At 71.9% G+C, this 16,772-nt stretch carries 13 protein-coding genes and 2 tRNA genes; 3 read left to right on the top strand and 12 right to left on the bottom strand.

Annotated elements, in window-relative coordinates:
• Positions 1-5 precede the first annotated feature (5 nt).
• Positions 6-491, top strand: coding sequence for a hypothetical protein (locus KUM40_RS33210; protein ID WP_217169991.1), 486 nt, complete (start codon positions 6-8; stop codon positions 489-491).
• Positions 492-701: 210 nt separating this feature from the next.
• Here KUM40_RS33210 and KUM40_RS33205 read toward each other — a convergent pair whose 3' ends face one another.
• The 5 genes from KUM40_RS33205 to leuS all read right to left on the bottom strand — a co-directional run bounded on the left by KUM40_RS33205 (position 702) and on the right by leuS (position 9,316).
• Positions 702-3,272, bottom strand: a complete 2,571-nt coding sequence (locus tag KUM40_RS33205) for a ComEC/Rec2 family competence protein (RefSeq protein ID WP_254396011.1) — start codon at positions 3,270-3,272, stop codon at positions 702-704.
• Positions 3,269-4,354 carry a ComEA family DNA-binding protein gene (locus tag KUM40_RS33200; protein WP_217169990.1) on the bottom strand — a complete coding sequence of 362 codons (1,086 nt, stop codon included), beginning with the start codon at positions 4,352-4,354 and terminating at the stop codon, positions 3,269-3,271. Before KUM40_RS33200 ends, KUM40_RS33205 begins: the two co-directional genes overlap by 4 nt.
• Positions 4,355-4,464: 110 nt before the next feature.
• Positions 4,465-5,310: a DegV family protein gene (locus KUM40_RS33195; RefSeq protein WP_217169989.1), complete on the bottom strand. Its 846-nt coding sequence runs from the start codon at positions 5,308-5,310 to the stop codon at positions 4,465-4,467.
• Between the two features lie 103 nt (positions 5,311-5,413).
• On the bottom strand, positions 5,414-6,175 hold the full coding sequence (locus KUM40_RS33190) for a hypothetical protein (RefSeq protein WP_217170072.1): 762 nt from the start codon (positions 6,173-6,175) through the stop codon (positions 5,414-5,416).
• Positions 6,176-6,415: 240 nt separating this feature from the next.
• Positions 6,416-9,316 carry a leucine--tRNA ligase gene (gene leuS, locus KUM40_RS33185; RefSeq protein WP_217169988.1) on the bottom strand — a complete coding sequence of 967 codons (2,901 nt, stop codon included), beginning with the start codon at positions 9,314-9,316 and terminating at the stop codon, positions 6,416-6,418.
• Between the two features lie 534 nt (positions 9,317-9,850).
• Between leuS and KUM40_RS33180 the strand changes: the two genes are divergently transcribed.
• Positions 9,851-11,083, top strand: coding sequence for a ferric reductase-like transmembrane domain-containing protein (locus KUM40_RS33180; protein ID WP_217169987.1), 1,233 nt, complete (start codon positions 9,851-9,853; stop codon positions 11,081-11,083).
• Positions 11,080-12,693 carry an NADH-quinone oxidoreductase subunit NuoF family protein gene (locus KUM40_RS33175; RefSeq protein ID WP_217169986.1) on the top strand — a complete coding sequence of 538 codons (1,614 nt, stop codon included), beginning with the start codon at positions 11,080-11,082 and terminating at the stop codon, positions 12,691-12,693. The genes KUM40_RS33180 and KUM40_RS33175 overlap by 4 nt, the downstream gene beginning before the upstream one ends.
• Positions 12,694-12,781: 88 nt before the next feature.
• Here KUM40_RS33175 and KUM40_RS33170 read toward each other — a convergent pair.
• The 7 genes from KUM40_RS33170 to KUM40_RS33140 form a co-directional block, all read right to left on the bottom strand.
• Positions 12,782-12,854: transfer RNA gene (locus tag KUM40_RS33170), tRNA-Ala, on the bottom strand.
• Positions 12,855-12,974: 120 nt separating this feature from the next.
• Positions 12,975-13,208 (bottom strand): hypothetical protein, encoded by a 234-nt coding sequence (locus KUM40_RS33165; RefSeq protein WP_003976229.1) that lies wholly within the window; start codon positions 13,206-13,208, stop codon positions 12,975-12,977.
• Positions 13,209-13,211: 3 nt separating this feature from the next.
• Complete coding sequence (locus tag KUM40_RS33160; protein ID WP_104632996.1) at positions 13,212-13,385, bottom strand: hypothetical protein; 174 nt, start codon at positions 13,383-13,385, stop codon at positions 13,212-13,214.
• Positions 13,386-13,586: 201 nt separating this feature from the next.
• Positions 13,587-13,659 (bottom strand) — tRNA-Ala (locus KUM40_RS33155).
• A gap of 120 nt (positions 13,660-13,779) precedes the next feature.
• The gene (locus tag KUM40_RS33150) at positions 13,780-14,451 is read right to left on the bottom strand and encodes a histidine phosphatase family protein (protein WP_217169985.1); all 672 of its coding nucleotides are present in this window, start codon (positions 14,449-14,451) and stop codon (positions 13,780-13,782) included.
• Positions 14,448-14,894, bottom strand: coding sequence for a ribosome silencing factor (rsfS, locus tag KUM40_RS33145; protein ID WP_217169984.1), 447 nt, complete (start codon positions 14,892-14,894; stop codon positions 14,448-14,450). The genes KUM40_RS33150 and rsfS overlap by 4 nt, the downstream gene beginning before the upstream one ends.
• An 83-nt stretch (positions 14,895-14,977) precedes the next feature.
• Complete coding sequence (locus tag KUM40_RS33140) at positions 14,978-16,771, bottom strand: LytR C-terminal domain-containing protein (protein WP_217169983.1); 1,794 nt, start codon at positions 16,769-16,771, stop codon at positions 14,978-14,980.
• Between the last annotated feature and the right edge of the window lies 1 nt (position 16,772).

Here is a 16,772-nt window from a genome sequence, read left to right as displayed (position 1 = left end):
GCAACGTGACCACGATCGCCGTGACCGGGCACATGGACCTGACCGACAGCAGCGTGCCCCTGGTGCGCGACGCGCTGCGAGAGACGCTCAAGCCCTACGCAGCCGACCTCACCGGCGTTTCCTGTATTGCCAAGGGCTCCGACTCCCTCTTCGCTGAGATCGTGCTCGAACTGGGCGGACGGTTGGTCGTCGTCATTCCCTCGAAGGACTACCGCCAGAACAAGGTCAAGCCCGACCATGCCGAGACCTTCGACCGCCTCATGAACGCCGCGGGCGAGGCCATCGTCCTGGACCACGAGACGGCTGACCGGTCAGCGTACGAGCACGCCAACCGGACCCTGCTGAGACGAGCCGATCGCCTCGTCGCTGTGTGGAACGGCGAGCCTCCGAGCGGTAAGGGTGGCGGCAGCGCAGACACCGTGCTGGAGGCACGCGAGGCCAGCCTGCCCGTCGACGTAGTCTGGCCGCACGGCGCTGCACGGCGCGGCTGATCAGCGCGCAAGGTGTACCGACCGGCCTCGACTCGTGTCGACAGCCGATCTTCACCGGCAGGTGCGGCATTCGTAGCGGCGCATGGTCTGCCGCCACGCACCGGCGTTGGCGCCTGTGCAGTCCGTGCAGGGCGTCGAAGGCGGGCCACGCCCGATGCCCGGCTCCGCGCCGACGCGAGTTGTGCGGACACCTGCGATGTGTCCATGCGCTCAGTCTCCCGCTGCCCACAACTCCCTTCCGGTACCGGCGACCGCCACCGCCCCGTCCTGGTCCGTGCGCAGTACCGTCGCTCCCTGGGCGCGCAGTGCCGCGACCGTGCCGGGCGCCGGGTGGCCGTAGGTGTTGTCCTCGCCGCAACTGATGAGCGCCAGGCGTGGGGCGGCCCGCCGGAGGAACTCGAAGTCCTGGTGAGCCGAGCCATGATGGGCCACTTTCATCACGTCGACGCCTTCCAACGCCGCAGCCGCCGGGGAGCGGGCCAGTTCCCGCTGGGCCGGGGGTTCCAGGTCGCCGAGCAGGAGCAGGCGTATGCCCGCCGTCCGGACCAGGAGGGTGACGCTGGCGTCGTTGGGGCCGCCTTCCGTGCCCGGTGCGGTGGTCGTCGGTGGGCTCGGTGGGGGCCACACCACCTGCCAGGACAGCGGGCCCGAACGGCGCTGCTCTCCTGCGGCGGCCTGCCGTAAGGGGATCCCGTGGGCCGCCGCCTGTCTGCGTACGGCCTCGGCCTGGTCCGCAGGCTCCTCCAGGGCCGTCGTCTCGATCGCGCCCACCGAGCGGCCCCGCAACACCCCGGGCAGGCCCGCCACGTGGTCGGCGTGGAAGTGGGTCAGCAGCACGAGGGGGACGCGGGTGATGCCGAGGGAGCGCAGGCAGTGGTCGATCAGGGTGGGGTCGGGGCCCGTGTCCACGACCACGCCCGTTCCCTCTCCCGCCGCGAGGACCAACGCGTCGCCCTGGCCCACGTCGCACATCACCATGCGCCAGCCCGGCGGGGGCCACCCCTTGATCACCCGGGCCAGCGAGGGCGGCTGCACCACCGCGAGGAGCAGCAGCAGTGCGCAGACGCCGCACCACCACGGGTGCCGCAACAGGCGCCTGCCGAGCAGCAGTACGCCCGCCGTGACCAGAGCGAGCAGCGCCGCCCCAGTCCAGTTGCCCGGCCAGTCCACTCCCGCGCCGGGCAGCGCGGCTCCGGTGCGGGCGATCTCCGCGATCCACTCGGCCGGCCAGCCTCCGCACCAGGCCAGGGCCTTGGCCGGCGGCATCGCCACCGGCGCCGTCGCCAGGGCCGCGAAGCCGAGCACCGTGGCCGGGGCCACCGCGAACTCCGCCAACAGGTTGCACGGCACCCCCACCAGGCTCACCCGCGCCGACAGCACGGCGACGACCGGCGCGCACAGGGCCTGCGCGGCACCCGCCGCTGCCAGCGCCTCCGCGAGCCGGGGCGATACCCGGCGCCGGCGCAACGCCGCGCTCCACCGTGGAGCGAGCGTGAGCAGCGCCCCCGTGGCCAGCACGGAGAGGAGGAAGCCGTAACTGCGGGCCAGCCAGGGGTCGTACAGGACCAGCAGGAGGACCGCCGTGGCCAGGGCCGGGAGAAGTGATCTGCGACGGCCGGTGGCCAGGGCGAGCAGGGCGACGGAACCGCAGGCGGCCGCCCGCAGCACGCTCGGGTCGGGCCGGCACACGACGACGAAGGCGAGCGCGAGCAGCCCGCCGAGCAGCGCGGTCGTCCGCAGGTGCAGGCCGAGGCGGGGTGCCAGGCCCCGGCGCTCGCTGCGCTGGGCCAGGCCCGGAGGGCCCAGCAACAGAGCGAGCACGATCGTGAAGTTGGCCCCGGAGACAGCCAGTGTGTGTGCCAGGTCCGTCTCCTTGAACGCCTCCTCCAGCTCCGGTGTGACGCGTGAGGTGTCGCCGACTACCAGGCCCGGCAGCAGCGCCCTCGCGTCCGTCGGCAGGTCCTCGGTCGCCTCGCGCAGGCCCTCCCGCAACCGTCCCGCCAGGCGCTGCGCCGTCGAAGGCTTCGCCGCCAACTCCGGCGCCTGTCGGCCGGCTCGTACGCGCAGCACCGCGGCGATCCGGTCGCCGCGCTTCCTCGGGGGTGACAGCCGGGCGGTGACATGGAGCCTTGTGGTCGGCAGCAGGTTCAGCCAGGGGGAGGGTCCCGGCTCTGCACGGGGCTGCTCGTCTTCCTCGCCGACGTCCACGAGGACGAGGACCGGTGTTCGGGTCGTCACCGCCGTCCCGCCCGGCTCGCTGATCCGCCGCACGTCGGCCTCGATCAGCACCGTGGGCGGCAGGGCGCGGTTGCCCCGGACGCGCGGCCGGGTGCGGCGGGGGTCGGCCGTGACCTCCACCTCCGCGGTGACGGTGGCGTACTCCCGCGCCAGCTCCGGCACGGGTCCCCGGCGCAGGTCCGCTCCGTGCAGGGCGGCCGAGGTGGCGGCCGCGGCGACACAGAGGAGCAGGGCGGCGACCGGTACATGGGGGCGTCCGCGCGGCGACACCAGCAGCAGTGCCCCTGCCAGGACCAGGGCGCCCGTCACCACGCCCACCGCCCAGCCGGCCGGCACGCCCAGCATCAGCGCCGCCGTCGCCCAGGCCGCGAGGGCGGGTGGTACCAGGCGCAGGTCTGCGGGGCCCTCTTGCCTGGGGTGGGCCGCGCCCAGCCGGTGGCCGGAGGCCGCGTGCACGGCGGCGCGCGGGGGCGCCGCACGTGGCTCCTCCGGTGCGTCGAGCCCGTGCGGCAGCCGGTGCACCTGCGTCACGTCCGGGCTCATGGCCGCACGAGATCCCGCAGGTCGGCGAAGCGGCGTTCACCGATGCCGTTGACCTCGCGCAGCTCGTCCACCGAGCGGAAACCGCCGTGCTGGGTGCGGTAGTCGATGATGTGCTGGGCGAGGACCGGGCCGACGCCCGGGAGAGTCTCGAGCTGGTCGGGGGTCGCCGTGTTGAGGGAGACCGGTGCCGCGGGGGCCGCCCCCGCCGGACCTCCCGGGGCGGCCCCCGATCCGGGCGGGGGCACGGACGCTCCGACGATCACCTGCTCGCCGTCCACCAGGAAGCGGGCCCGGTTCAGTGCGTCGGTCTTCGTGCCGGGCCGCACGCCTCCGGCGGCTCGCAGGGCGTCCGCGACGCGTGAACCGGCCGGGAGGCTGTGGATTCCGGGCTTGCGGACCTTGCCGCCGACGTCCACCACAATCTCCGCCCCCGTCCCCGTCCCGGCCGTGGTCGTGGTCGTGGGTGCGGATTTGGACTTGGGCGCGGCCGGACCGGCGCGATTTCCGGCCGTCGACGCCGCTTCCCCGGCTCCGTATGCCGCCGCCTCGCGCACCACCTCGGGGGCCGCCACAGGCTCGGTGCGGCCGGACCAGAAGTGCTGCACCGCGAAGACCGCCGCGACGACGAGCAGCACCGAGAGCGCGGCCACGCTGCGCCGCTCCAGCCCGCACCGGGTCTGCAGCCACACCGGCATCCGCTCCCGCAGCGCCTGTCCGGTCCGCTCCCGCCAGGTCGTCCCGACACCGTCGGAGAGAGCGACGGCGGTTTGGGGGTGGGGGTGGGTGTCGGTACCTGTGTCGGTGTCGGTACTGGTGCCAGCGTCCGGGGTGGGCAATGGCGGGCCCTTGCCCGACTCGCTCTGCGGTCCGTCGTGTCCGGTGTGCTCGATTCGCTCAGCGCGCTCGGCGAACAACGCCTCCGCCCTCCGCCGCAGTTCCTCCGGAGGCGCGTGCCGGCGGCCGTGCCGGGCGTGCGGGCGGGAGCCGGGTGCGCGGCGGTGGCGGTGGCGGCCGTCGGAGGACGGGGCGCGGCCCGGGCCGCTGGTCGCGGACGCGGTGCGTGAGCGTGATCGAAGAGCCATGCGACGAGGATCGGGCACTCGGGCACATCCGCGATGATCATGCTCAATTCCCGGGGACTACCGCCGGGTTGTGGAAAACTCCGACCCCCGCACGGGTGAGGTGAAGGCCTTCACCGCGAGGAAACCACGACCCCCAACAGACCCGGGCCCGTGTGGGCCCCGATCACCGCACCGACCTCGCTCACATGCAGGTCGCCCAGCCCGGGCACCCGGTCCCGCAGGCGGTCTGCCAGGGCCGACGCCCGGTCGGGGGCGGCGAGATGGTGGACGGCGATGTCGACGGGCGCGGCGCCCGCCCGGTCGGCGGCGATCTCCTCCAGCCTGGCGATGGCCTTGGACGCCGTCCGGACCTTCTCCAGGGGTTCGATGCGGCCGTCGTCCAGTTGCAGCAGCGGTTTCACGGCGAGCGCGGAGCCGAACAGGGCCTGGGCCGCCCCGATCCGGCCGCCGCGGCGCAGATAGTCGAGGGTGTCGACGTAGAAGTAGGCGGAGGTGCCCGCGGCCCGCTTCTCGGCGGCCGTGACGGCCTCGTCCACCGTGCCGCCCGCCTCCGCCGTCTCCGCGGCGGCGAGCGCGCAGAACCCGAGGGCCATCGCGATCATCCCGGTGTCCACGACCCGCACCGGCACCTGCGCCTCACGCGCCGCGACGACGGCCGCGTCGTGGGTGCCGGAAAGCTCGGCGGAGAGGTGGAGGGAGACGATGCCGTCCGCGCCCGCCTCGGCGATCCTGCGGTAGGTCTCCGCGAAGAGTTCGGGGCTGGGGCGGGAGGTGGTGACCGGCCGCCGTTTCTGCAGGGCCTGGGCCAGTGAGCGGGTCGAGATCTCGGTGCCCTCTTCCAGGGCCCGGTTGCCCAGGACGACGGTCAGGGGTACCGCGGTGATGCCGTGCCGCTCCATCGTCCGGGCCGGGAGGTAGGCCGTTGAATCCGTGACGATAGCGACATGGCGGGACATGAGCTGGAGGTTACCTGGCGTAGTGCCCGTACGGCAGTCCGGCCCCGGCCGTCAGGCGTTCACAGGGCCGTGATCGGGTGATCGGGTGATCCGGCCGACCGGGTCAGGTCGTGCTCTCCGGGCGGGGCTTCTTCTGCCAGGGGTACACGGGGCTCGGCGCGGGTGGGGTGATGGCGGGCGACGCGGGCGGCCCGGGCTCCTCGGCCTGCTCCTGCCGCGGGGCCTCGGGCCAACTCTGCCGGGCGGACGGGGCATCGGCGGCCGGGGCATCGGGCCAGGACTGCGGCGCGGCGGCGGGCTCCGTCTCCGTCTCCGTCTCCGTCTCCGTCCAGTGCCGCAGGGCGCCGGCCTCGACGTCGATCTGTGCGCTCAGCGAGTCCAGGTCGTCGTCCGCGAAGCGGCGGGCGCGGTCCCGGGTCGCCCAGCGCAGGGCGTCCGCCGAGCGGGTGATGCGGTCGGTGCGTTCACGCAGGCCGGGCAGGCGCTCGGCGAGGGTGGCGCGGTCCGGCTCGGATTCCAGCCGTCGCAGTTCGGCGTCCAGCTCGAACCCGTGCGCGCTGAGCCGGTCGAAGAGGCCGAGGGACTCCTTGAGGGACTCGTCCTCGGCCACGCGCGCGTGCAGGGCATCCTGCGTGGCGCGCAGCGAGGTGCGCAGCTTCAGCCGAAGCTGGGCCAGCTCGGCCGCCGGGCCCACCTGGACGAGGGACTTGGCGCGCAGGGTGTGGTCCTCGACCGTGCGGCGGGCCTGGGTGATGCCGCGGTCCACGCTGCGCTTGGCGGCGCCGACGGCCTTCACCGTGGCGTAGACGCCCAGCACGACGGCGAGCAGGAAGAGCAGGGCGAAGACTGTGATGACTGCTTCCAGTTCCACGAAGCTCCTCCTCCGAGCGTCCGGCCCGCGGGCCCACGGGCCGGCAGGCCACGGCGCGGCACGCGTCGCGCCGCTCTTCCACGGTAAACGCAACGGGCAGGTCCAGGGTTCCGCCGGAACCCTGGACCTGCCCGTACCGGAGCCCGGGCCTACCCGTAGGGGCTGCCCCGAGACCGGCGCGATTCCCGCGTCGGCGGCGTCGCGAACCGGCCCCGCACCAGCGCCCGCCCGGCGTCACGCGGGGACGATGTTCACCAGCTTCGGCGCCCGCACGATCACCTTGCGGATACCGGCCCCGTCCAGCGCGGCCACGACCTTCTCGTCGGCCAGCGCCGCCTTCTCCAGGTCGTCCTCGGAGATGGACGGGGCGACCTCCAGCCGCGCCTTGACCTTGCCCTTGATCTGGACGACGCAGGTCACGGTCTCGTCGACGACGTAGGCCGGATCGGCCACCGGGAAGTCCCGGTGCACCACCGAGTCCGTGTGCCCCAGCTTGCGCCACAGTTCCTCGGCGACGTGCGGGGCCAGCGGCGCGACCAGCAGGACCAGGCTCTCGGCGACCGTGCGCGGGACCGTGCCGCCCGCCTTCGTCAGGTGGTTGTTCAGCTCGGTGACCTTGGCGATGGCGGTGTTGAACCGCATGCCCTCCAGGTCCTGCCGTACGCCGTCGATGGCCTTGTGCAGGGCGCGCAGGGTGTCCGGGGCGATGTCGGCGTCCGCGACGTCGGCCACCGACAGCTCGCCGGTGTTCTCGTCGACGACGTTGCGCCACAGCCGCTGCAGCAGCCGGAACTGGCCGACCACCGCGCGCGTGTCCCACGGCCGGGAGACGTCCAGCGGGCCCATCGCCATCTCGTACAGGCGCAGGGTGTCGGCGCCGTACTCGGCGCAGATCTCGTCGGGGGTGACCGCGTTCTTCAGGGACTTGCCCATCTTGCCCAGCAGCCGGGAGACCTTCTCGCCCTGGTAGTAGTAGGCGCCGTCGCGCTCCTCCACCTCTGCGGCCGGTACGGCGATCCCGCGCGCGTCACGGTAGACGTAGGCCTGGATCATGCCCTGGTTGAACAGTTTGTGGAACGGCTCGGCCGAGGAGACGTGCCCCAGGTCGAACAGGACCTTGGACCAGAAGCGCGCGTACAGCAGGTGCAGCACGGCGTGCTCGGCGCCGCCGACGTACAGGTCGACGCCGCCGTGCGGCAGGCCCTCGCGCGGGCCCATCCAGTACTGCTCGATCTCGGGGTCGACCAGCCGCTCGCTGTTGTGCGGGTCCAGGTAGCGCAGCTCGTACCAGCAGGAGCCGGCCCAGTTGGGCATGGTGTTGGTCTCGCGGCGGTACTTGCGCGGGCCGCGGCCGTCGCCCAGGTCCAGGGTGACGTTCACCCAGTCCTCGTTGCGCGACAGGGGGGTCTCGGGGCGGGTGTCGGCGTCGTCCGGGTCGAAGGTGCGCGGGGAGTAGTCCTCGACCTCGGGCAGCTCCAGCGGCAGCATCGACGCGGGCAGGGGGTGGGCGATGCCGTCCTCGTCGTAGACGATCGGGAAGGGCTCGCCCCAGTAGCGCTGACGGCTGAACAGCCAGTCGCGCAGGCGGAAGTTGACGGTGCCCTCGCCGGCGCCGGTGCGCTCCAGCCACTCGGTGATGCGCTCCTTGGCCTCGACGACGGGCAGGCCGTCCAGGCTGATCTCGCCGTTGGACGAGTTCATGATCTTCGCGTCGTAGGAGCCGAAGGCGTCCTCCCACGTCGCCGGGTCGGTGCCCCGGCCGTCGGTCGGCTCGACGATGCAGCGGATCGGCAGCTCGAAGGCGCGCGCGAACTCGAAGTCGCGCTGGTCGCCCGCCGGCACGGCCATGATCGCGCCGGTGCCGTAGCCCATCAGCACGTAGTCGGCGATGAAGACCGGGACCTGCTCGCCGTTGACCGGGTTGGTCGCGTGGGCGCCGATGAAGACGCCGGTCTTGTCCTTGGCCTCGGCCTGCCGCTCGACGTCGGACTTCGAGGCGGCCTGCGCGCGGTATGCGGCGACGGCCTCGGCCGGGCTCGCGTGGCCGCCGGTCCACACCTGGTGGGTGCCCTCGGGCCAGGCGTCGGGGGTGAACTTCTCGACCAGCGGATGCTCGGGCGCCAGCACCATGTAGGTGGCGCCGAACAGGGTGTCCTGGCGGGTGGTGAAGACGGTGATGTGCTCGCCGTCGACGGGGAAGTCGACGCGGGCGCCCTCGGAGCGGCCGATCCAGTTGCGCTGCTGCAGCTTGATGGCCTCGGGCCAGTCCAGCTCGTCCAGGTCGTCCAGCAGCCGGTCGGCGTAGGCGGTGATGCGCATGTTCCACTGGCGCAGCTTGGACTTGAAGACGGGGAAGTTGCCGCGCTCGGAGCGGCCGTCGGCGGTGACCTCCTCGTTGGCCAGCACGGTGCCCAGTCCCGGGCACCAGTTGACGGGCGCGTCGGAGGCATAGGCCAGGCGGTACTCGCCCAGTACACCGGCGCGCTCGGCGTCGCTCAGCGCGGCCCACGCCCGCCCGGGGTGGCCCGGGACCGCCCGCTCACCGGAGGCGAACTGCGCGACCAGCTCGGCGATCGGGCGGGCCTTGTCCGCCTCGTCGTCGTACCAGGAGTTGAAGATCTGCAGGAAGATCCACTGGGTCCACTTGTAGTACTCCGGGTCGATCGTGGCGAACGACCGGCGCTTGTCGTGGCCCAGGCCCAGCCGGCGCAGTTGGCTCTGCATGTTCTTCATGTTGGCTTCGGTGGACGCGCGCGGGTGCGTGCCGGTCTGCACGGCGTACTGCTCGGCGGGCAGGCCGAAGGCGTCGAAGCCCAGGGTGTGCAGGACGTTGTGCCCGGTCATCCGCTGGAAGCGGGCGACGACGTCGGTGGCGATGTAGCCCAGGGGGTGGCCGACGTGCAGGCCCGCACCGGAGGGGTACGGGAACATGTCCATGATGAACTTCTTGGGCCTGGCGACCAGCTCCGGGTCGCCCGCCAGGTCACCCTTGGGGTTCGGCGCGGCGTACGTCCCCTCGGCGTCCCAGAAGTCCTGCCAGCGTGCCTCGATCTCGGCGGCCATGGCAGCCGTGTAGCGGTGCGGTGCGGCGTCCGCCGACACAGGGGCACTCGCCGCGGGGTTCGTCTCGCTCATGATCCTCAAAGCTCCATCGATCGTCTCTGCCAGCGGCTGCGACCTTCATGACCAGCGGCTGCGATGGCCGGGAAATGAAAAATCCCCTCGCACAGGAGGGGACGCCGCGCCGATTCCGGCCACCGGTACTACGACTACTTCGACCGGGGTCGGGACTGATCAGCGCGGCTCGCTAAGCAGAAGGCGTACGGCACGCATGGCGTCAGGGTACCGCAGTCGCCGAGCGGGCCGCGACGGGCTTTCGGCCACCGGGAACCGGAAGCCGGGATCCGGAAATCGGTGCCAAATCTGAACCAAAGTCAAAGGTTACTTCGCGTAACGACTACTAAGGGACATCATCGCAAGCACACTGTCGTTTGATAACAACGCAATAACTCAAACCTCGTACCCACGGGTATGGCGCCACTTAGAGTGCGGCAGCGGGACCGCTTTCCCGAACCACTCCGGAGTTGCCCCCATGAACCCTCCCCCGATCCACCCGCGCGACAACAGCTCGCCGCCTCCCCTCGCGTCCCTGACGTGGGGAGGTCTGCCGTGGTGACGAACGACAGCACGGTGGACGACACCTTCGCCCAGTTCCTCGACTTCGGCGCCGGTGTCCTCTCCCTGGTCTTCCTGACCTGCTCGGTGATCTGGGGACTCCTCGCCCAGGACCGGATCGTCCTCGACATCCGCCAGCGGATCCTGGCCCAGGCGGTGCACCGGATCACCGCGGTCGCCTCGGTCGTGTTCCTGCTGGTGCACATCGTGGTCAAGCTGATCCTCGACCACACCACCTGGGTCGCCGCGGTCCTCCCGTTCGGGCTCCTGGCCACGGACGACGAGGAGTTCGGCGGCCGGGCCGTCCTCATCGGCTTCGGCACCCTGGCCAGCATGCTCATGATCTTCGTGAGTGTCACCGGCGCCCTGCGCAACCGCTTCGCGTCCCCGGCCCCCGTGGCCTCCCGCTGGCGGGCCATGCACATGCTGGCCTACCCGGCGTGGTGCCTGGCCCTGCTGCACGGGCTCTACGCGGGTCGCCCGGCGAAGCCGGTCTTCACGATCCTGTACGCCCTGTCCGTGGTCGGCGTCATGGCGGCCCTGGCCCTGCGCGCGGCGCCCCGCCCGGTCAAGCGCAGGGTCGCCGACCGGATCGCCGGCCTCCTCGGGACCGGGGAGCGGCCGGCCCGCGAGGAGCTGGAGGAAAGCCTGCCGAGGGACACCGCCGCCCTGCCGGGTTACGAGCGCGCCGGGGCGTCGTGGTCGCGCGGCCTGCCCCCGTCCGCCCCGCTGTACGAGTCCGCGGAGCGCCTCACGTCCCCCGAACCCGCGGGCGGCTTCGCGGCGGCCTACCGTGCCGTGTCCGGCCCCTCGGGCCCGCCCCGCGCGCCACTGACGGCCGACCCGGCCGCGTCCGCTCCGCTGCCGCCGGACATGCGGCCCACCGAGGCGATGCCCTTCGTGGACGGCGCCGGCAGCACCTCCGGCAGTTGGCCCGTACCGTCGCCGCCGCCGGTCGGCGAAGCGCCCCCGTCGGCCTACGACCCGCTCAACGACACGGGACACACCATCCCGGTCTACGGCAATACGGACGCCTCGGGCTACGGCTCGAGTGACGTGTACGACACCCGTGAGACGAACGCGGTCTACGACACGTACTACCCCAACGACACGTACAACAGCGGTCCCGCCACTGAACCAACCCCCGGTACGCCGTCCTCGGCCTACGACTTCGACGCACCGGGTTCGGGTGAACCCTGGAACACGCCTTCCGGAGGCCGGAATTGAACGAGGCCCTGCCCGACGTCCCAGAAGTCCGCGTGGTCGGTCTTCCCCAGCTCACGTCGGGCTTCGACCTTGTCGAGCGCCTGGATCTGCCGATGCACCTCAAGGTGCACGGTCCGCTCGAACCGCTGGGCGGCGAACAGCTCGCCCAGCTCTCCGAACGCATCAACCTGAAGGGCCGCGGCGGCGCGGGCTTCCCCTTCCACAAGAAGCTGCGCTCGGTCGCCGAGACGGCGATCAAGCGCGGTGTACGGCCCGTCGTGGTCGTCAACGGCAGCGAGGACGAGCCCGCCTGCCGCAAGGACACGGTGCTCATCAACCGGGCCCCGCACCTGATCCTGGACGGCGCGCTGCTGTGTGCCGAGGCCATGGGCGCCCGCACGCTCGTCATCGGGGTCACCCGCGAGTCCACGCAGCGCTCCATGGAGGCCGCCCTGGCCGAGCGCGGCCTGAGCAACGGGCGCCGTTCCGCCCTCCGCGCGCGCGTGCAGCGCAATCCGGTGCGCATGGTCACCGGCGCGGCGGCCTCGCTGGTCCGCTCCATCGACGGCGGCCCGGCGATCCCGGCGGGCCGCAAGGTCAGCGCCTCCAAGAGCGGCGTCGGCGGCGCGCCGACCCTGCTGTCCAACGCCGAGACGTTCGCCCAGCTCGCCATCGCCGCCCGCATCGGCCCCGAGCGCTACGGCAACACCGGGCTGTACGACGAGCCGGGCACCGTGATGCTCACGGTCTCCGGCGCGGTGGCCCGCCCCATGGTCATCGAGGTGCCGACGGGGGTGCCGCTGCGCTACGTCCTCCAACTGGCGGGTGCCCCGCCGGTGCCGCAGGGCGTGCTGACCGGCGGCTACCACGGCAAGTGGATCGACGCGGCGACCGTCGACGAGGCGATCGTCTCCCGCAACTCACTGCAGCAGGTGGGCGGCTCGCTCGGCGCGGGCGCGATCCTGCCGATCAGTCAGGACACCTGCCCGCTGGGCGAGTCGCTGCGGGTGGCGCAGTGGCTGGCCGAGGAGAGCGCCGGCCAGTGCGGCCCCTGCTACCTCGGCCTGCCGGCCGCCGCGCGGGGTCTCGAGGACATCCTGAACGGCGGCGGCCCGGCCGCCCTGGAGGCGGTCAAGCAGGTCGCGAGGAACGTCAAGCGACGCGGCGCCTGTTCGCACCCGGACGGCTCGGCGATGTTCCTGGAGTCGACCGTCAAGGCGTTCACGGACGACCTGGCCGCCCATGTCCTCGGCAACGGCTGCGGACGGCCCGTGGAAGGCGTCCTGCCGCTCTTCGAGGGGGGCAGGACCCCTACGGGCATTCCGGGCGGCGGCGGGGAGGAGAACGGGCCCAGCCGCCAGAAGATCTTCGTCGACTGGACGCTGTGCCGGGGCCACGGCCTGTGCGCGGACATCCTCCCGGAGGTCTTCCAGCTCGGCGCCGACGGTTTCCCGACCGTCGCGCAGGCCGAGGTGCCGCGCTTCGCCGAGGCCAAGGCGGTGCGCGCGGTGCGCCGCTGCCCGGCACTGGCGCTGCGCATCGAGGAGGACACCCGCGGGCAGGCGCCGGCCTCGCGCACCAACCTGCCGGTACTGTCCCAGGGCCGCGGCCGCCGCGCGCTCGGGCGCTGAGACCGCAGACGAACGAACCCCCCGGATCGAAGATCCGGGGGGTTCGTTCGTGAAGTTGTGGAACCAAGTGGAACCAAGTGGAACCAAGTGGAGCTAAGGAGAATTGAACTCCTGACCTCCTGCATGCCATGCAGGCGCTCTACCAACTGAGCTATAGCCCCTTGCCGTCTGCCGCCCGGTCTCCCCGGCGGCGACGCCAACATTACACGTTCCACCGGGCCCACCACCAAATCGTTTCCGTTCCGTCCGATTTGTTTGATTTGGTGGGATGCGTGCGTTGGTCAGGCCGTGACGAACGAGTAGAACCGCTTGAGCGTGCAGTGCTCCTCCAGGAGCCGGCCATAGATCGGCTCACCCTCGAGTTCGCGGTACGTCTCGATCGGGTCGCCCTTTATGATCAACGCCCGCGCGCACTCCTCGCACCAGTACTGGTAGTCCGGATTCACCGGCTCCATGTCCCGCACGATCGGGGTGCCGCTGCCGCACCAGTCGCACTTTCGCCTGTGTGCACCCATCGATCAGCTCCAGCTGTGGCCGCAGGCCGTGCACACGTACGAGATTCCGCCGTTGTCGCCGAGGACCTGGGCCACATGCCCGGAACCGCAGGAAGGGCAGCTCAGCCGGGTGACCGTGTTCCTTGCCACCGCTCCACCGAGGAGGTGACCGACCTCCTCGAGGATGCTCCCAGGCATCGCCACTCCCTCCCGTCGGGCCGCGGTCCCCTCCGGCCGTTTGATTCTGCCACGAGCGGGCCAAGACGGTCAGCGACGCCTCAGTACCGGTCCGGACACGGAGTCCCACAGGGGTATACGCCTGTGAGACGCCTGTTGCTCAAGCGGGCGGAGACGAAAAATCCCGCCCCCTCGAAGGGGACGGGATTCGTCCGTGGGCTGTGGAGCTAAGGAGAATTGAACTCCTGACCTCCTGCATGCCATGCAGGCGCTCTACCAACTGAGCTATAGCCCCTGGTGCCACGCGGCGGAGCCGCATGGTCTCTTTCGCTCCGCTCGGCGGGGCGAACAAGAAGAACTTTAGCCTGCGCCCAGCCGGAAAGTGAAATCCGGGAACCGGGCCCGCACCTGCGGCTCAGTCGTCGTCGCCGAGCACCGGTTCCGGCAGCGTGCCGGCGTTGTGCTCCAGCAGACGCCAGCCGCGGGCGCCCTCGCCGAGGACGGACCAGCAGCAGTTGGTCAGGCCGCCGAGGCTCTCCCAACTGTGCGGTTCGAGGCCGAGCAGGCGGCCGATGGTGGTGCGGATCGTGCCGCCGTGGCTGACCACGACGAGGGTGCCGTCCTCGGGGAGCTTCTCGGCATGCCGGAGCACCACGGGGGCGGCGCGGTCGGCGACCTCGGTCTCCAGCTCGCCGCCGCCCCGGCGCACGGGCTCGCCGCGCTTCCACGCCGCGTACTCGTCGCCGTGCCGGGCGATGATCTCCTCGTGGGTCAGACCCTGCCAGAGTCCCGCGTAGGTCTCCCGCAGGCCCTCCTCCAGGGTCACCTCGAGACCGGTGAGCACGGACAGCTCGGCGGCCGTGTTCGCGGCGCGTGCCAGGTCGGAGGCGACGATCGCGTCGGGCCTCAGGTGCAGCAGCAACTGGGCCGCGCGGCGGGCCTGGGCGACGCCGGTGCCGGTCAGCTCGACGTCCGTGCTGCCCTGGAAACGGCGCTCCACGTTCCACGCGGTCTGGCCGTGCCGCCAGAGGATGACGCGCCGACCGCGGCCCGGCCTCCCGGCGGTCACCTCGCCGGTGGCGCTCATCGCCAGTCCTCGTCGGTCCGCGTCGCCTCCTCGGCGGCCTGGAGCTTGGCGTGCTCCTCCGCCTTGCCGCGGGTCTCCTTGGCGTCGGCGGGCAGCTCCAGCTCGGGGCAGTCCTTCCACAGCCGCTCCAGGGCGTAGAAGACGCGCTCCTCGCTGTGCTGGACGTGGACGACGATGTCGACGTAGTCGAGCAGGACCCAGCGGGCCTCGCGGTCGCCCTCGCGGCGCACCGGCTTGACGCCGAGTTCCTTGCCGATCCGCTCCTCGATCTCGTCGACGATCGACTTGACCTGGCGGTCGTTGGGCGCGGAGGCCAGCAGGAAGGCGTCCGTGATCGACAGGACGTCGCTGACGTCGTAGGCGATGATGTCGTGCGCGAGCTTGTCGGCTGCCGCCTGCGCGGCGGTCTTGATGAGTTCGATGGAGCGGTCGGTCGCGGTCACTGCCTGGCTTTCGGGTCGGCGGTCGGTTGACCTCAAGGGTCTCACGACCGCCGACGACGGCCCACGCGAAATGTTCCCGCCCCTCAGGACGCCGGTTTGTAGTCCTTGCCGAGGACCACCGAGACCCGCGCGTTCGCGGAGACCTTCCCCTTGGAGACGGAGTCGGTGGGCAGGCCCAGCGTCTTGGCGACCTGGACGGCGTTCTCCTTGTCGGCGGCCTCCGCGTAGACGACCTCCGACGTGGCCTCGGTACCGGACGCGGTGCCGCCCGACACGAAGGTGAAGCCGCCGTTGAGGAGGACGACGCGCGCCTTGCCGGTGCGGTCCTCGACCCCGGTGGCGTTACGGACGGACACGCTGACGGCCGCGTCCTTGTCGGGGCTCTTGGCGGTGCCGCCGAGGACGTCCTTGACGACGCTGTCACTGGCCTCGGCGCTGAGCCCGCCGTCGTCCTGGACGGGCAGCAGCGCGGTCTTGAAGTCGCCGCCCTTGGCGCGGTCGGACAGACCGGCGAGGAAGGAGCCGAGGTCCTTCTCGGTCAGCGGCGGGTCGAGGATCAGCCCGAGGGTCTGGATGGTGGTCGTCGCGGCCTTCGGGTCGGAGGACAACTTGCGCAGCACCCCCTCCATGACCTGCCCGAACCTCTGTAGCTGGGCGTTCGCGTCCTCGCCCTTGCCGCTGTAGGTGGCGTAGGCGACGGCCATCTTGCCGCTGAGAGTCTGGCCCTCGCCCTTGTGCACGAGGGGCGCGGCGTCCTTGTCCTTGTCCTTGGACTCCGGGTCGGGCACGTCGGCGTCGGTGTCGACGTCGATGTTGCCGACCAGGTCGACGAGGATCTGGAGGTAGGGCGTGTCCAGGCGCCAGGTGCCCTCGATGTCGGTGCCGAGGACGGAGTCGAGCGCGGTCCGGGTCGCGTCGGGGCCCTCGTCGTCGACGGACTTGGTGAGCGTGGTGGTGCTGCCGTCGTCGCCGGTCAGGGCGAGCGAGTTCGGCACCAGTACGGCGGTGCCCTGCTTGGTGGTGGTGTTGTTCACGAGCAGCGCGGTGGAGGTGCCGCCGCCCTTGGTGTCGTGCAGGTGGACGGCGATCACGTCGCGCTTCTGGGCGCCGGCCGTCGTCGCAGCGCCCGTCTTGTCGTCGGAGGAGGACACTCCGGGCAGCTTTCCGGCGTACCAGAGGTAGCCGACGCCGCCGACCGCGACCAGCGCCAGGACGACGACCAGGGCGACGACACGCGCGCGTGCGCGCCGTTTGGCCTCCTCGCGGCGTTCGGTGCGGTTCTCCGTGAACTTCATCCAGTCGATGACGTCCTCGGAGTCGTCTTCCGGCTCCTCGACGAAGGCGAACTGCTCGGTCCGGTACTCCCGGTCGGGTTCGGCGGTGGCGGCCGCCTCCGGGTCCTCGCGCGGGCCCGCCTGCTGCGGGATGTGGGCGGTCTGCTCGGCGACCCGGGGCTGCCGGCCGCTGGTGGCGGCCTGGCCGTACGGGTCGTACGGCTGCTGCGCGGGGCCGCCCTCGTAGGAGCCGTGGCCGGGGACGGGCGGCTGCTGACCGGTGTCGTAGCCGCCCTGGTGGGCGTAGGGGTCGTACGGCTGCTGGGGGGCCTGGTGGCCACCGGTGGCGTACGGGTCGTAGCCGTAGCCCTGCTGCCCGTACTGCTGTCCGTACGGCTGCCCGTACTCCTGCCCCTGCTGTCCCCCCTGCTGCCCCTGCTGCTGTGCGTACGGGTCGTACTGCTGCTGCCCGCCGGGCTGGGGCGGGACCTGTCCCTGGCCGTGGCCCTGGGCTTGGCGGTACACGGGACGGCCGTACTCGTCGTAGCCGACGAGCTCGTACTGGTCGTCGCCGCCGTATCCCGCGTCGTATCCGTCGTTCACC

This window comes from Streptomyces sp. AC512_CC834 (assembly GCF_019049325.1).
Classification (GTDB): Bacteria; Actinomycetota; Actinomycetes; order Streptomycetales; family Streptomycetaceae; genus Streptomyces.
The sequence above is the reverse complement of the archived record's forward strand: the minus strand, read 5'-3'. Positions and strand labels throughout refer to the sequence as shown.

Bases quoted from the DNA above. Each gene is read 5' to 3' on its own strand.
- KUM40_RS33205 (WP_254396011.1), bottom strand. From the start codon at position 3,272: ATGAGCCCGGACGTGACGCAGGTGCACCGGCTGCCGCACGGGCTCGAC.
- KUM40_RS33200 (WP_217169990.1), bottom strand. From the start codon at position 4,354: ATGGCTCTTCGATCACGCTCACGCACCGCGTCCGCGACCAGCGGCCCG.
- KUM40_RS33195 (WP_217169989.1), bottom strand. From the start codon at position 5,310: ATGTCCCGCCATGTCGCTATCGTCACGGATTCAACGGCCTACCTCCCG.
- leuS (WP_217169988.1), bottom strand. From the start codon at position 9,316: ATGAGCGAGACGAACCCCGCGGCGAGTGCCCCTGTGTCGGCGGACGCC.
- KUM40_RS33165 (WP_003976229.1), bottom strand. From the start codon at position 13,208: ATGGGTGCACACAGGCGAAAGTGCGACTGGTGCGGCAGCGGCACCCCG.
- KUM40_RS33160 (WP_104632996.1), bottom strand. From the start codon at position 13,385: ATGCCTGGGAGCATCCTCGAGGAGGTCGGTCACCTCCTCGGTGGAGCG.
- KUM40_RS33150 (WP_217169985.1), bottom strand. From the start codon at position 14,451: ATGAGCGCCACCGGCGAGGTGACCGCCGGGAGGCCGGGCCGCGGTCGG.